We start from the raw sequence: 13,966 nt of genomic DNA on the forward strand, positions 1-13,966 counted from the left end.
CGTTTAACTGCCCTGAACGTTTTTGTCGCAGACCTCTAGCACGCATTGCCGCAACCAGCGATGCGCCAGATCGGCATCCATTCGCGGATGCCATAACATTGACACAGTAATTTTCGGTACAGCTATCGGTAATGGGAAGCTGTACATTCCTTGACGTAAATTCAAGCTGTGGCGTTCAGGTACTGTCGCGACCCAATCTGAACCTTTCGCCAATGCCAATGCCGCCGATATCCCATCAACCGAGGCCACCACCTTGCGCGCCAATGCCAGTAACTGCAACGCGTTATCAACTCCGCCTTTGTGGCCCTGACGCCGCGAAATCATAATATGGCCCTGAGTAGCGTAACGATCAGCCGTTATTTCTCCGTCACTCAAATGATGTCCAGCCCGCACAACACCAATAAAATGGTCGCTAAATAATGCCCGACTGCGTAATTCAGGGCTGGCCGATTCCCCCACCACACCGGTCTCCAAATCCACCACACCATCGCGAAGTAATGTACTGTCTTTATTCAGTTTTTGAATAAATCGCAACTGCACACTAGGGGCTTCTAGGTGTATCCGCTTAAGCAAGGCCGCACCGAAATTTTCAACAAAGCCATCACTGGTGCGCAGCGTAAACACACGGTCTAACTGCGCCAGATTCAATTTCTCGGCGGGACGCAAAACGGATGTTGCATCCTGAACCAATTGGCTCACTTGTTCACGCAATTCAAGCGCTCTTGGGGTGGGGACTAAGGATCGCCCCGCCCTGACCAGCAAGGGGTCACCCGTCGTTTGGCGCAATCGAGCCAATGATCGACTCATCGCCGAAGGGCTTAGCCCCAATCGGTGAGCCGCACGGGCCACGCTGCCTTCTGCAAGCAACACATTCAGTGTCATTAATAAATTCAGATCAGGTTTTGTCATTCATTCACTCTAGCACAACGACGTATGACATAGCGTCAAATGCACTAATAAGCTGTATCTCATGCGTCTTCCGCCGTATTACACAATGAAATACGCTTTTGGTTTCTTCCTTCAGGTACAAATACCCAAATGAAAAATGATACCAACAGCATTGATATAACCATTATCGATAACATCCAATCACGAAAAGTCATGCTCAGCCTCTCACTACCGATGCTACTTTCGTCACTAGCGACCAGCATTGCCAATGTGGGATTACCGACGCTAACGCGGGTATTCAATGCTTCATTTCAATCAGCACAATGGGTGGTTTTGGCCTATTTGCTGGCCATTACCACTTCGGCCATCAGCATTGGGCGAATGGGCGATCTCATCGATAAGCGCTTCTTGCTGAAAGCCGGGATCGGGTTATTTACGCTCGCCTCGCTAGGGTGTGCGCTGGCCCCCTGTATCGAAGTGTTAATTGCTGCCCGCGTGTTACAAGGGTTAGGGGCCGCCACCATGATGACGCTCTCGCTGGCATTAGTTGGAGAAACCATCAGTCAGGCGAAAACAGGGCGCGCGATGGGGATGCTCGGTACCCTTTCGGCTATCGGCACGGCTCTGGGGCCATCACTCGGCGGCTTGCTCATTGCCGGATTTGGCTGGCCCGCCATGTTCTTGATCATGATCCCATTTGGGCTAATGGCGTGGTTGCTAGTTTCCCACCATCTCCCCCTCCCTGTCTCGGAACCTAAAAACCGTCTGCCCTCTGGCGGTTTCGACCCACTCGGCATGCTGTTATTAGGACTGACATTGGCCCTTTATGCACTTGCCATGACACTCGGGCACGGCACGTTCAGCGCGCTCAATGGGATGCTCTTATTCGGTTCGGTCATCGGCACCGCCTTATTTGTCTGGGCTGAAAAAAACGTGGCATATCCGATAATTCAACTTCCATTGTTACGCCATTCTGGCTTACGTGGTGGGCTGATCATGAGTACGTTGGTCGCCACAATGATGATGGCCACCTTGGTCGTTGGTCCATTCTACCTTTCGCAAGCGTTGAATTTGCTGGCTCAATGGGTTGGGTTGGCCATGTCAGTTGGCCCTGCGGTCGCGGCATTTTGCGGTGTGCCCGCTGGCTATCTGGTAGATAAATGGGGGGCGAGAGTCATGGTCATCGCGGGATTATCTGCGCTCACGCTTGGGGCGGGTATTTTGACATTAGTATCAACGACTGCGGGGGTCTTGGCCTACGTCGCGCCAGTCAGTCTGATGACCGCAGGCTACGCTATTTTCCAAACAGCAAACAATACACTGATGATGACCGAGGTCCGAGCCGATCAACGAGGCGTCGTTTCCGGCATGCTAAACCTTGCGCGTAACCTTGGTTTGATTACGGGCGCAGCTGTCATGGGCGCTATTTTCGCGTTTACCAGCTCATCTCGGAACATTCAGCAGGCGACCGCCAGTGCCATCAGTGGCGGTATGCAAGCTACTTATACCATCGTCATGTTATTGGGGGTTGCCGCCCTGTGGATTGCCATCAGATATTCAAAAAGCAAATTTAACCATTAAGCGAAGATCCAAAACTTAACCCCAGTAATTATTATTCAGCTGAATTGATTCAAGCGTTTATATTACCGCCAAAAACATCAATTTATCTTCTCTATAAGCAGTAAAGGATTTCTGCATTATTTCCAGCCCAATAGGAAATAAATGATAAAAATGAGATTGACAAGCCCTTTTTTGATTAATTTTAAACACTTTCCGAATCTTACTGCTATTAATTAAATGTCTAGAGTTCGTCATGTTTAATAAGCATACATCAGTTGTGCTACGTTATTGGCTCAACACTTCTTCTAGATAGTCTGGCTGTAAATTATATGATTAAGGAAGAAACAATGAAGAAACCCTTACTTATTATTGGTGCGATGGTCGTTTTACAGTCAGCTCCACCAGCAGAGAGTGCAGGTACGATAACAGGCACCTTAGGGGTGTCTCTTACCATCATTACTGGATGTTATATCAATGATGGGACTGCGCCAGGTGGGTTAACGAATCTCGGCACAGTTAACTTCGGTTCAGTGCCCAGCCTAAATGTTCGCATCCGAGCCCCTTATACCAATACGGCCAGTGGCACACTGAACTTATACTGTAGTGCGGGTACGGCCTACAGTATTGGTATAGATAACGGAACTCATGTTTCTAGTGGCCAACGTCGCATGGCGGGTGGAACATCAGAGTTTGTTAATTACAACCTGTTTAATGACAGCGCTTATACCGTACCTTGGGGAACATCCGGGGCTGGCCTGCTGACAGGTACGGCAACCGCAATAGCCACCCCTATTCCACTGGCTATTTATACCGAGGTTCCCGCACAGACAACGCCGAGTGTTAGTACCTATACCGACACAGTCAATGTGACTGTCACTTGGTAAAGGAGAATGACACCAAGTCGCAATCCGGATAACTCGCTGCCAATTTGCAAAAGAATGGCATTTTTAGGGCTAGCCTTCAGTTTGTTATTGCTGCGGGTATATCCGGTTCATGCCGTATCCAAAACCGCCAATATCACGGTCACCGCCACTTTAGTGCCAACCTGCATTGCTGGCACGCTGGTTGGGGGTGTCACTAGCTTTGGCAATTTGAGTTTTGGCTCCGTTAGTGTTCTCAATCTTCCAATTTCAGTGACCGGACAAACCAATAATGGGGCCATTTCTGTTCAATGCAGCAATAAAACCAGCTTTTCCGTGTTACTCAATGGCGGGCAAAGCGGCAATGTCAGTAGCCGCTACCTGATGGGCGGGCCAAGTAACCAGCATGTGAATTACAACCTGTATACCGATGCAGCTCATAGCCAAGTTTGGAATAACACTGTGGGCGTTTCACAAATTGCCACGGGTCTACCTGTATCTCTCATTGTCTATGGACTGATACCGGCGCAAAGCACACCCGCGGCAGGTGTTTATACCGATACCGTTCAAGTCACCATTAATTGGTAGGGAGGTAAAGATATGACATACAAATGTTTCCTCCCCACCATCGCGAAGATTCTGGCGCTTATCTTAATCAGCCTGTCTATTGCGAGTAGCCACAGCGAAACCCTTAATAGTCCTTTTGCCGTTAGAGCCACCATTTTGTCGGGTTGCATTCTCGGCAGCGGGACAACCGACACCACAAACTTTGGTTCGCTCAACTTCGGCAACGTCTCTTCATTGGCAACGGCCATTAACGTCGCCTCCAGTCAGAATGCTGGCTCCATTGTCATTCAATGCAGCGGCACGCCTAACATTACGCTAGCCCTCAATAGTGGCGCTAATGTCACAGGCAGTATTTCATCCGGTAGGCGGCTACTCAACAGCACCACCGGTGAGTACCTGCTGTATCAGATTTTTCAGGACAGCGCTCGCAGCATCATTTGGGGAAATGGCAGTAATGGCGGCACGACAAAGATCATTACGGGCAATAGCCAACTGCAACAAATTATTTTATATGCACAGCTTTTTGCCAGTAGCACGCTGCCTACAGCGGGAACTTATACAGATACATTATTAGTTACCGCCACTTATTAGGCGGTCATGACCTTTTCTTAAAATGGCACGATGCCAAGGAGTCACCATGACAAAATTAACGTTACTCTCATCGGTGTTTGCATTAGCCAGTGCGCTTGTTTCTCAGCCACTTTATGCGGCAGCCTCTGTGCTGATCTGGCCGATTGATCCGGTGATAGGCAGTGATGAAAAAGCCACCGCACTCTGGTTGGAAAACAAAGATAGCCAACCAGTTTACTTACAAGTCAGAGTACTCGAATGGCAGCAAAAAGCAGGAAAAGACGATTACAACAGCCAAACAAGTATCCTTGCCAGCCCACCGGTCGCGACGATTTTGCCGGGTAAACGCCAACTCATCCGCTTGATTAAAAATACTCAGGTGCCTGCGGGGCAAGAGCAGGCCTTCCGGATATTGATTGATGAAATCCCACGTAAAGATCCTAACGAAGACGCCCCGACACCGTCGTTGAATATGGGGTTGAAATTCCAGATGCGTTATTCCATCCCACTGTTTATCTATGGCGCAGGCTTGAAGCCTGAAAATGCCAATAACCCAGAAACGTTTTTCCCACTGAATCTGAGCTACCGGCTTATCAAAGATAGCGGTGAACAATGGCTATCGATTCGTAATCAGGGTCATACCCATGCCCGAATTTCTCAAGTCAGCTTACAAAATAAGGCGATCAATAATGGCTTGATGGGATATGTATTACCCGGCAATGAAATGCGTTTCTCTGTACCGAAAACAGCTAATGAGGGGCAATTAACCGCTCTGGTGAACAGTAATACCAAGCCCATCGTTATCCCACGTCAGTAAATGCATCTGAATATCAGGAGGCAAGGGATTTATGCGCCGAGGTGGCATTGAGAGACAGGCATAACAGCAAATACGTTAGGGTTTGGGATGATGATCAAATTGAGGCTTTCGCCATTATTGGCATTGATGTATGGCTCAATGATATTCCCTGTTTTTATACCATTAATGGTAAGAGGGGATGATTTACCGCCACCGCCCTCAGCAGCCGTGATGCCCGACACCACACTTTATCTTGAGCTCGTGGTCAATGGTCGTCACTTCGGTGAAGCGGTGCCCGTGGTGTTTCGTGGTGGACATTATTACCTTACCCCAGAACAGCTTAAAGCCGTTGGTTTACCTATTCCGGAAGGCGTCGTCAATGCACCAGATACCAATAGATCTGAAATCGCTGTCGATGGGATGGATAAAGTGAAGGTCACCTATCAAGGTAATAGCCAGAGATTACTCATAGATGTCCCGAGTGAATGGCTTCCTCAGCAGCAGATTAGCGCTGCCGCAACAGATGATTATAATTTGGCGAAAAGCAGCCTCGGACTGTTATTCAACTACGATGTCTACGCCAGTCAAGGTAACAACAGCAATTCACCCAGTAACGTTTCCGCCTGGACAGAACAACGTCTATTTGACCGTTTCGGCGTGTTCAGTAATACCGGTGTTTATCGCTCCAGTTTGACCGATACCAATGACATTACTGTTGAAAAAGGTTATGTCCGCTATGACACTCAGTGGCGCTTTAACGATGAAAACCACCTACTGAGCTATATGGCTGGAGATTTGATCACCGGTTCCCTCGCATGGAGCAGCTCAGTACGTATTGGCGGTTTACAGCTATCGCGCAACTTTACCATTCGTCCAGACTTGGTGACTTATCCACTACCCCAGTTCGCGGGTCAAGCGGCTATTCCCAGCACCGTTGACCTCTATATTGATAACTTTCGCACGCAATCCGCGACAGTGAATCCCGGCCCTTTTGTGATTGATAATGGCCCCAGAATTAATGGGGCAGGACAAGCCACAGTGGTCACTACTGATGCCTTAGGTCGGCAAGTGAGTACCTCAGTTCCATTCTATGTTGCCAGTGAGTTGTTAAAACCCGGCCTATGGGATTTCAGTATTTCAAGTGGCGTGCTTCGCCAAAACTATGGCATTCGTTCTAGCGACTATGGTGATGCAGTTGCCAGTGGTGTGGTTCGATATGGTGCCACGCCTTGGTTGACGCTAGAGGGCCGAGCAGATATCGCCAAACAACTGCATGTTGCGGGTGGCGGGATGGGCTTGCGCGTTGGAAATTACGGTGTGCTAAACGGCGCGTATACCCTGAGTCAGGCAGGTGATGAGGTTTTTGGCAGTGGGATCGCACCGACTGAATTCAACACGGATATCACACAATCGACCACGACAACCCGTTATGGCGGGCACGGTAATCAGAAGTCAATTGGCTACACTTACAGTAATAATATTTTCAGTCTGAATGCCCAACGCATCATGCGCAGCAGTAATTATGGCGATTTGGCAAATTACAAAAGTGAATATCGTCAGAGTCTCCGTACTGATCAAATTACCGCCAGTGTCGGATTGGGGACTTATGGTTCCATCGGAACAGGCTATTTTGATGTTCGGGACGCATTTGGGGAACGAACTCGCTTAGTCAACGTCAGCTATAACACCTCGTTATGGGGGAATACCAGCTTTTATCTTTCGGTCAATCGTGAACTTGGCAGCAACGGTTATAACGCCCAGATGGTCTTTAGTATTCCACTGGGTGAATGGGGTGCGGGCAGTGTCAGTAGCGTACGTGATACGGATAATAACTGGAGCCAAAGGGTCAACTACAGCCGCGCCACACCGACTGATGGCGGATTTGGTTGGAACATGGCGTATGCCAATGGTTCAGGAACGAATAGCAGCTACCAGCAAGCTGATTTGATTTGGCGTACCCGAGCCATGGAAAGCCGAGTGGGGGTTTATGGCGGCGAAGGTGATTATCGGACTTGGGGTGAAGTCAGCGGTTCATTGGTGATGATGAATCGCGGAATTTATGCCAGTAATACCATCAATGATGCGTTCGCTTTAGTCTCTACCCACGGTTTTGGTCAAATCCCAGTCAGTTATGAAAATCAGCTTATCGGGTCAACGAATAACGATGGCTATTTACTTATTCCCAATGTGACGTCCTATTATCAGGCGAAGTTCCAAATTGACCCGATGAGTTTACCCGCAGACATATCCATGCCAGAAGTTGAACGCCGCCTGGCGATCAGCGAGCGCAGTGGTTATTTAATTGACTTCCCGCTCGAACAAATTACCGCCGCAACACTGCATATTATCGATTCATCAGGTAAAGATTTACCTAAAGGTAGCCCAATACTGTCCTCTGCTCATAAAACCATTAGCTATGTTGGCTGGGATGGGATCGCTTATATCGAACAGGTACAGCCGCAAAATACGCTGGAAATAATACGGGCAGACGACGGGGCTCATTGTTCAGTGCAATTCACGCTGAAGAACAGCAAAGGCATACAAAATATCGGTACCTTAATCTGCCGATAGTGGAATACATGGAGAGAACATGACGCACGGTAAGATCAATAAAGCCCATTCCCAGCCACTGGGTAATATCGTCACGATACTGAACTTACTGTCGCGATTATTACTCGCAGTGGGATTACTCTATGGTTTGTTGGCCTCTTCAGCATGGGCAGATTCTTGTACTTTCACTCCAGCCGCTGTCACACTCCCACCCAGTTCCTCGGTGGCGACGAATACCACGACAGTCAATGCTCAGGGAAATACCCCGATGGCATGTTCTGGCCTTGGTGTCAGCTTATTATCGACCTACTCTCTCTCCGCCAAAATAAGTAGCACGACGAATAATCTCAATCTGAAAAATGCGGCAGGAGACCTGATCCCCTACTCTATTTATCGCAACGGTACCTTTAGCCCCGCGCTGGGGATCAATGGCATATTGGACTACAGCAGCGCAAATTTGTTGGTGATTGGCCTAACAGGCATCACGGCAAATCTACCCATCTATATCCGTACCGGCACCAATGGTGCAATAAATGTCAATATCAGCGCTGGCACTTATACTGATGTCATCAATCTGGCGTGGACCTACAATATTTGTAAGGTCGCTGCTCTAGGGGCTTGTGTTGGTGGCTATTGGACTGGCACCGGAACAGGCACTGACGTATCCACGGTGACCGTCACGTTAGTGGTCAGTAAAGATTGCGCCATCAACAGTGCTCAAGATGTCAATTTTGGCAGTTTCGCCTTAGTCGGCCAATTTAACGCTATCAGCCAAAACATTACCCTCACCTGCACCAAAGGTTCTACATTCAATACCTACGTCACCACGGGGAATAATCCGGTCACCAATTGGCAGCAAATGAAACTGACCTCATCAACGGCCACCGACTATTTACAGTATCAACTGTATCAAGGCGCTTCAGGCTCTACACTTTGGAATTCAACTTCGATGCAGCCGGGAACCGGCACCGGTGCTCAGCAGCAAGTCCCCTTTCATGCGGTTATCAACCCCAATCAGAATCAACGCACACCAGGAGACTACAAAGATGACGTCAGTCTGGTACTTGTCTATTAATGATTCGAAATGGCCAGATAACCTATTTATCAATTTGTTGCCGTTACCATCTATGCGCTAATTTATGTATTTAAAGACAAAAATAATTTGTAGATAAGAATATTCCGATTGAGCTGTACTAAATCTGTCCCTGTTATACAATCTGCGGGCTTAAATAGTAGCCGACATATTTCTCGTAAAGGAAATCCGCGATTAACAGGAGTGGACCTCATGACTGATTACAATAATCGGGATAATTCAGCAGACATTAGTCTGTTAAATGAAATGAACAGCTTACGGGATATCATCGAAAACAACTCAGACTGGTTCTGGGAAGTTGATGCGACCGGCCGTTATACGTTTTCATCCGCAAAATCCATCGAGCTCCTTGGCCGCCACCCTGATGAAGTCATTGGTAAAACGCCTTTTGATTTCATGCCACAGGATGAAGCAAATCGGGTAGGCAAAATATTTGCTGAGATCGCAGCAGCTCGGATCCCATTTGCCGGCCTACAGAATCGTAATATCCGCGCCGACGGCAGTGAAGTTTTATTGGAAACCAGTGGCATCCCACTGTTTGGTGACAATGGCGAGTTCAAAGGCTATCGCGGCATCGATCGTAATCTGAGTAATTTGCCTTATGACGCCGATAAGCGTTTGTCTGAGTTGGAGTCTATTTATTCCAATGCCCCCGCAGGCCTGTGCTTTATCGATACAGCCCTGCGTTATCTGACAGTAAACGATTACCTTGCGACGTTATTGGGTAAAAATACCGTCGAGGTTAATGGCCGCAAAGTCGCGGACTTCTTACCGAGTATTACGCCAATACTGCAAAGTGCTCTACTCAAAGCGTATTGCAACGAAAGCATTCCCGATGCTGAATTTCAAATGCCCGATAAGCAGCGAACCTTTTTCATGCGGATCAATGCTGCCCGCTACCCGAGCGGTCAAGTCAGTGGTCTGTCCGTTGCGATGATCGACATTTCTCCGTTGAAAGAAATGGAAGAGAAACTGCGCAAAAGTAAGCAGCATTATCGCAACATGGTCGAACTGAACCCACAGATTCCTTGGACCGCATCTCCTGATGGGATGATCACCGATGTCAGTTCCCGCTTTGAAAAAATCACCGGTTTAACCCGAGATGAAGCACTGGCTGATAAGTGGCTGCGAACTATTCATGCCGAAGATCGCCACCCGACACTGGTTAGCTGGGAACATTCACTCCAAACGAAAACACCGCTAGATGTTGAAATTCGCTTTTGTCATGTTGAGAAAGGCTGGAACTGGATGCGTATCCGCGCCTTCCCTAGCGTAGATGAGGATGGCAATGTGATGTGCTGGTACGGCACAGCGGAAGATATCCATGAACGAAAGTTACTGGAACTGAAACTGGTTAAGGCTAATCGCCGACTGGAAATTCAAGCCAGAACCGATTCACTTACCAAGCTACCGAATCGTCGTGAATTCAAGAAAGTTTTAGCCCATGAATTTATGCGCGCTAAACGTTCTAATTCTCCTTTGTCGATTCTTATGATTGATATCGATTATTTCAAGAATTTCAATGACTGTTATGGCCATATCTCCGGCGATGCTTGCCTAAGATTAGTCGCTCGTACATTACGAAAATCATTAAAGCGCACCACAGATATCGTTGCTCGCTACGGTGGCGAAGAGTTCGCCGCGATTTTGCCTGACACGGATCAAGAAGGGGCTATTTTGGTCGCTGAGCATATTTTGCAATCCATCCGAGCGATGGGCATTAAACATAGCGACAGTAAATTTCGAAAAGTCACCATCAGCCTTGGTGTGACCATCTATCGTGCTCACCAACACGCTAGCATCGTAGATCAGGCAGATTTAATGCTAGCCGCGGATCAAGCGCTCTATTACTCGAAAAAGAATGGTCGTAACCAATTTAATCTGGCCCAACTTCCGTGTTAACAAATTGCTGCATTTTTTAGCCGTTCCTGATGGCACTTTTCTTTAGCTCAGCTATTCTCAATAAAGTGCCAATCTGGTCATACCTCAGACCACTCAATAAAAAAGGAACTGTTATGGTAAAAACTGTGGTGAAAATCAGAAGTTTCGAAGTTGATGACGCTGTCTTAGCTGCACCGCTGGAGAAAAGCGAGAATATACTGAGTATTCCCTGCAAATCGGATCCTGACTTGTGCATGCAGCTTGACGGGTGGGATGAGCATACCAGTATTCCCGCAACATTAGATGGCAATGATAGGCTACTTTATAAGCAGCATTATGATCAAAATCAGGATGCTTGGATCATGAAGGTAACTTAATGATAACAATAAGAAGATCCGTCAACCTATAGCGCAAACTAATGAGAGACGGAATCTTCCTTTGCCAATTGACAGGGCTAGCAGGCCAATGACTCATGAGTCAAACGCACCCGTTAGAATTTCTCTAGCAACTTAAACCGCATGCAAATCAGCATCATATCTGGTGAGAACATATCGTATTCCTCAAAGAAACGCTGCTGTGTTTTACGCCAGTAAGTTAGCGTTCGATCGCCCTCTCCTTCAGCCAAAGCATGTGCTTCATCCACCTGATCGAACGTTTTCAGTTCTACGTCGGTAAGTTCGACAGCACAGACCGGTTCATTTCGACCATTAACCACCACAAAGACATCGCCCACCTGTGGAACACCTTCGTCGTCTAAAGACGCGCAAGTCGCGGTCTTAGTACCGTCCAACACTAATGCTAATACATCATCAGCCACTTGCTCGGTATCACCAAAAGCCCAACGTTCAGCATCTTGATATTTTTGTGGGATTGTCGCCATAGTTTCATTGTTCCTATTCGTTATCTTTTTGACGCAACGCATTTTACACTTATCAATGCGAACTATCGCTCGCATCAGCATAAATTTTCGCTACTATAACTGAGTTGCGGTAGACAAATAAATCCCGCAGAAAGGGGTTTTACCAAACCATCATTCTGAGATCAAATAAGGACCCGAGAGTGACTAAGCGCTTTCATGCTAAACATTGGAAAATGTTTGTGGTTTTATTATGTATCTGTGGCGCACTCATGTTACTGCGGTGGGCATCGATGATCTTTGGCTGATGACCGTCAGTTATGCTTATCTTTAGGTAAAAATAAACAGCCACACCTCGGGCAGACTAATGCCGTATTTTTCTGCACCTTTTCTGAGCTTTGCTCAGAAGCGTTGTTGCAGTCAGGGCATTTAATTTTCACATTACTGCTGCTGACCAGCCTTTTGATGCTATCAAACAATGACATTTGTTCACCTCTCCGTTGTGTAACCTTGCTAGTTTAGGTTAACTCACGGTAATAAACCGTGGGGGAGTCATCGTTTACTCACATTAGCTATACCAAGCGTGCCATTTTATGGCTGATTTTCACTAGGGCGTATTATTAGGCAAGAGAGTATTGGTTGGTGAAATAAATGTCAGGAGAGAAACAGGCAGTTGTAGAATTAGTGAGAGAGAACACATTCACCACGCAGCATGGCGTGCATGCTTGGCGTAGTGAAGTGGTAAGTCGATCATAGATAACTGTTCAGCGGGGATCAGTGGTTCCATAACTCTTGGATCAACCCTCTGACGCGAACCTTGGAAGCTCCCGCGACCAAGCTGATAATACGGTTAGCACTCAACGTTGAAACATCAGTATTCCATTCATCAAAAGAGTGATCGGCATAACTATCGTTGAAGACCTTTTTTATCGAGGATTCAGCTTCAGACATCTCACTGAAACTCTTAGCGTTTATTAAGCACTGAGCAATGATTGAGACTTTTTTCATGTTTTATCCTTGATTATCGGCCGCATAGTGTAGCACAATCACCACCTCACTGCTCATATGCTGCTTAAATTGTTTTCATTTCCATCTAACCGATTGATAAAACATCAAATTCAGTAAAACTCATTCAACGTATTTCCCTTCATTTCACGTCTACTTCTATCTCCTATTCATTTCTACACGATTAATATCTGTCTTGCTCACAACATTCCCGCGCTATTTCACAACATCATTTCGCCATTGGGGGTCCTTCCCCACATGTGATGCTTGGCCTACTTCTGCGATAACGCTCGCCACTGTTGCACTGATGGCCGCCGCCACTGATAACTTGCATACTGCTGAAGATAATCAGGCAGTGGATCGCCATTCAAGACTAATCGGTTAAGCATCAGAGCAAGATCAGTATCAGCAATGCACCACTCATTAAACAGATATTTTCTGCCATCTGACAATAAGGGTTCTAGCCCCGAAATCAACTTACTGGCAGCTTGTAAGCCACTCTCAGATAAAGGGGGTAACTTCAATCCAGCAAAAACGACTTCTGTTGGGCGCTCAGTTCGAATGGGCATAAAATCACTGCGCAACCACGCTTGTATCTCCCGCGCCCGAGCTCGTTCCTGTCTATCTTGCGGATAAATACTGGCGTAATCCGGCGAGGGGAAACGGTCTTCTAAGTACTCAGCGATTGCCGAAGATTCTGACAGTTGAAAATCATCAATGACCAATGTCGGCACACGTTGCGTCGTGGACAACCGAGCATAAGCTGGCTGCATATGCTCCCCTGTGGACAAATTAATAGTGCTTAAAGTGAAAGGAAGTGCTTTTTCTGTTAGTGCAACAAATGCAGACATCACATAGGGACTGAAAAAATCTGCATCGCTGTATAGCGTTATCGTTTGCTGATTCATTGAGACTCCGGCGTGGTTCAGATGACAAGCTGCGCCCTTTCCAAAACACAGCTTTCCAAGACTTAAAACTAAAAAATGAAGATTATTCTGTAGGCTGCTGATCATCTAGAATCGTGAGTAGAATATCGGCATCCGGTGTTGTGATATGTTTCCCTTCCAGAAAACCGGCAAGCTTTGTTGGTGCATCGTGTTCATACACTTCATAACCATCAATTCGGTAGCCTGGGATACCATCTTGTGTACGGATATACTCATCACCATCAATGTAGTACCCAATAACACCGCTAGCATCTTCAATCTCGTAACGCTTATCAAAAGGAAATTGCTTCATCACTCATCCTAAAAAAGTAGTGCGTCTGCCTATCATGCCAATTAACCGCTATTTTATAAAGCAGTGACCATCCTCATCGTCAAGTTTAACTGAGTTCCAAC

At 47.1% G+C, this 13,966-nt stretch carries 16 protein-coding genes; 10 read left to right on the forward strand and 6 right to left on the reverse strand.

Annotated elements, in window-relative coordinates:
• Nucleotides 1–3: 3 nt before the first annotated feature.
• Nucleotides 4–909: a LysR family transcriptional regulator gene (locus BN68_RS05775; protein ID WP_019210210.1), complete on the reverse strand. Its 906-nt coding sequence runs from the start codon at nucleotides 907–909 to the stop codon at nucleotides 4–6.
• Nucleotides 910–1,038: 129 nt separating this feature from the next.
• On the opposite strand from BN68_RS05775, the gene BN68_RS05780 reads away from it, so the two are divergent.
• From BN68_RS05780 to BN68_RS05820, 9 genes are all read left to right on the forward strand, one after another.
• Complete coding sequence (locus BN68_RS05780; RefSeq protein WP_019210211.1) at nucleotides 1,039–2,469, forward strand: MFS transporter; 1,431 nt, start codon at nucleotides 1,039–1,041, stop codon at nucleotides 2,467–2,469.
• 308 nt (nucleotides 2,470–2,777) lie between these two features.
• Nucleotides 2,778–3,332, forward strand: coding sequence for a Csu type fimbrial protein (locus tag BN68_RS05785; protein WP_072102413.1), 555 nt, complete (start codon nucleotides 2,778–2,780; stop codon nucleotides 3,330–3,332).
• Between the two features lie 54 nt (nucleotides 3,333–3,386).
• Entirely contained in the window at nucleotides 3,387–3,896 is a 510-nt protein-coding gene (locus BN68_RS05790) for a Csu type fimbrial protein (RefSeq protein ID WP_042806534.1), read from the forward strand.
• A gap of 12 nt (nucleotides 3,897–3,908) precedes the next feature.
• On the forward strand, nucleotides 3,909–4,466 hold the full coding sequence (locus BN68_RS05795; protein WP_019210214.1) for a Csu type fimbrial protein: 558 nt from the start codon (nucleotides 3,909–3,911) through the stop codon (nucleotides 4,464–4,466).
• Nucleotides 4,467–4,512: 46 nt separating this feature from the next.
• On the forward strand, nucleotides 4,513–5,262 hold the full coding sequence (locus tag BN68_RS05800) for a fimbrial biogenesis chaperone (RefSeq protein ID WP_019210215.1): 750 nt from the start codon (nucleotides 4,513–4,515) through the stop codon (nucleotides 5,260–5,262).
• 87 nt (nucleotides 5,263–5,349) lie between these two features.
• Nucleotides 5,350–7,812 carry a fimbria/pilus outer membrane usher protein gene (locus tag BN68_RS05805; protein ID WP_042806412.1) on the forward strand — a complete coding sequence of 821 codons (2,463 nt, stop codon included), beginning with the start codon at nucleotides 5,350–5,352 and terminating at the stop codon, nucleotides 7,810–7,812.
• A 19-nt stretch (nucleotides 7,813–7,831) separates the two neighbouring features.
• Entirely contained in the window at nucleotides 7,832–8,866 is a 1,035-nt protein-coding gene (locus BN68_RS05810) for a Csu type fimbrial protein (protein ID WP_019210218.1), read from the forward strand.
• 210 nt (nucleotides 8,867–9,076) lie between these two features.
• A complete protein-coding gene (locus BN68_RS05815) occupies nucleotides 9,077–10,786 on the forward strand; it encodes a sensor domain-containing diguanylate cyclase (RefSeq protein ID WP_019210219.1) in 1,710 nt (569 codons plus the stop codon).
• A gap of 113 nt (nucleotides 10,787–10,899) precedes the next feature.
• On the forward strand, nucleotides 10,900–11,142 hold the full coding sequence (locus BN68_RS05820) for a DUF1480 family protein (RefSeq protein WP_019210220.1): 243 nt from the start codon (nucleotides 10,900–10,902) through the stop codon (nucleotides 11,140–11,142).
• 113 nt (nucleotides 11,143–11,255) lie between these two features.
• Here the strand turns inward: BN68_RS05820 and BN68_RS05825 are convergent, their stop codons facing one another.
• Entirely contained in the window at nucleotides 11,256–11,645 is a 390-nt protein-coding gene (locus tag BN68_RS05825) for an ASCH domain-containing protein (RefSeq protein ID WP_019210221.1), read from the reverse strand.
• 179 nt (nucleotides 11,646–11,824) lie between these two features.
• Between BN68_RS05825 and yniD the strand changes: the two genes are divergently transcribed.
• Complete coding sequence (gene yniD, locus BN68_RS24270) at nucleotides 11,825–11,929, forward strand: small membrane protein YniD (RefSeq protein WP_226720408.1); 105 nt, start codon at nucleotides 11,825–11,827, stop codon at nucleotides 11,927–11,929.
• 6 nt (nucleotides 11,930–11,935) lie between these two features.
• On the opposite strand, the gene BN68_RS24275 is transcribed toward yniD, so the two are convergent.
• From BN68_RS24275 to BN68_RS05840, 4 genes are all read right to left on the reverse strand, one after another.
• On the reverse strand, nucleotides 11,936–12,106 hold the full coding sequence (locus BN68_RS24275; protein WP_019210222.1) for a YnfU family zinc-binding protein: 171 nt from the start codon (nucleotides 12,104–12,106) through the stop codon (nucleotides 11,936–11,938).
• Between the two features lie 289 nt (nucleotides 12,107–12,395).
• Nucleotides 12,396–12,629 carry a hypothetical protein gene (locus BN68_RS05830; protein ID WP_005272441.1) on the reverse strand — a complete coding sequence of 78 codons (234 nt, stop codon included), beginning with the start codon at nucleotides 12,627–12,629 and terminating at the stop codon, nucleotides 12,396–12,398.
• 269 nt (nucleotides 12,630–12,898) lie between these two features.
• A complete protein-coding gene (gene yfcF / locus BN68_RS05835) occupies nucleotides 12,899–13,534 on the reverse strand; it encodes a glutathione transferase (RefSeq protein WP_019210223.1) in 636 nt (211 codons plus the stop codon).
• Between the two features lie 82 nt (nucleotides 13,535–13,616).
• Nucleotides 13,617–13,865 carry a hypothetical protein gene (locus BN68_RS05840; RefSeq protein ID WP_019210224.1) on the reverse strand — a complete coding sequence of 83 codons (249 nt, stop codon included), beginning with the start codon at nucleotides 13,863–13,865 and terminating at the stop codon, nucleotides 13,617–13,619.
• Nucleotides 13,866–13,966 lie beyond the last annotated feature (101 nt).

It is taken from the genome of Yersinia massiliensis CCUG 53443 (genome assembly GCF_000312485.1).
Lineage (GTDB): Bacteria > Pseudomonadota > Gammaproteobacteria > Enterobacterales > Enterobacteriaceae > Yersinia > Yersinia massiliensis.

Excerpts from the sequence above, each read along its gene's own strand:
- BN68_RS05775 (WP_019210210.1), bottom strand. The coding sequence starts at position 909 with ATGACAAAACCTGATCTGAATTTATTAATGACACTGAATGTGTTGCTT.
- BN68_RS05780 (WP_019210211.1), top strand. The coding sequence starts at position 1,039 with ATGAAAAATGATACCAACAGCATTGATATAACCATTATCGATAACATC.
- BN68_RS05785 (WP_072102413.1), top strand. The coding sequence starts at position 2,778 with ATGATTAAGGAAGAAACAATGAAGAAACCCTTACTTATTATTGGTGCG.
- BN68_RS05790 (WP_042806534.1), top strand. The coding sequence starts at position 3,387 with ATGGCATTTTTAGGGCTAGCCTTCAGTTTGTTATTGCTGCGGGTATAT.
- BN68_RS05795 (WP_019210214.1), top strand. The coding sequence starts at position 3,909 with ATGACATACAAATGTTTCCTCCCCACCATCGCGAAGATTCTGGCGCTT.
- BN68_RS05800 (WP_019210215.1), top strand. The coding sequence starts at position 4,513 with ATGACAAAATTAACGTTACTCTCATCGGTGTTTGCATTAGCCAGTGCG.
- BN68_RS05805 (WP_042806412.1), top strand. The coding sequence starts at position 5,350 with ATGATGATCAAATTGAGGCTTTCGCCATTATTGGCATTGATGTATGGC.
- BN68_RS05810 (WP_019210218.1), top strand. The coding sequence starts at position 7,832 with ATGACGCACGGTAAGATCAATAAAGCCCATTCCCAGCCACTGGGTAAT.
- BN68_RS05815 (WP_019210219.1), top strand. The coding sequence starts at position 9,077 with ATGACTGATTACAATAATCGGGATAATTCAGCAGACATTAGTCTGTTA.
- BN68_RS05820 (WP_019210220.1), top strand. The coding sequence starts at position 10,900 with ATGGTAAAAACTGTGGTGAAAATCAGAAGTTTCGAAGTTGATGACGCT.
- BN68_RS05825 (WP_019210221.1), bottom strand. The coding sequence starts at position 11,645 with ATGGCGACAATCCCACAAAAATATCAAGATGCTGAACGTTGGGCTTTT.
- BN68_RS24275 (WP_019210222.1), bottom strand. The coding sequence starts at position 12,106 with ATGTCATTGTTTGATAGCATCAAAAGGCTGGTCAGCAGCAGTAATGTG.
- BN68_RS05830 (WP_005272441.1), bottom strand. The coding sequence starts at position 12,629 with ATGAAAAAAGTCTCAATCATTGCTCAGTGCTTAATAAACGCTAAGAGT.
- yfcF (WP_019210223.1), bottom strand. The coding sequence starts at position 13,534 with ATGAATCAGCAAACGATAACGCTATACAGCGATGCAGATTTTTTCAGT.
- BN68_RS05840 (WP_019210224.1), bottom strand. The coding sequence starts at position 13,865 with ATGAAGCAATTTCCTTTTGATAAGCGTTACGAGATTGAAGATGCTAGC.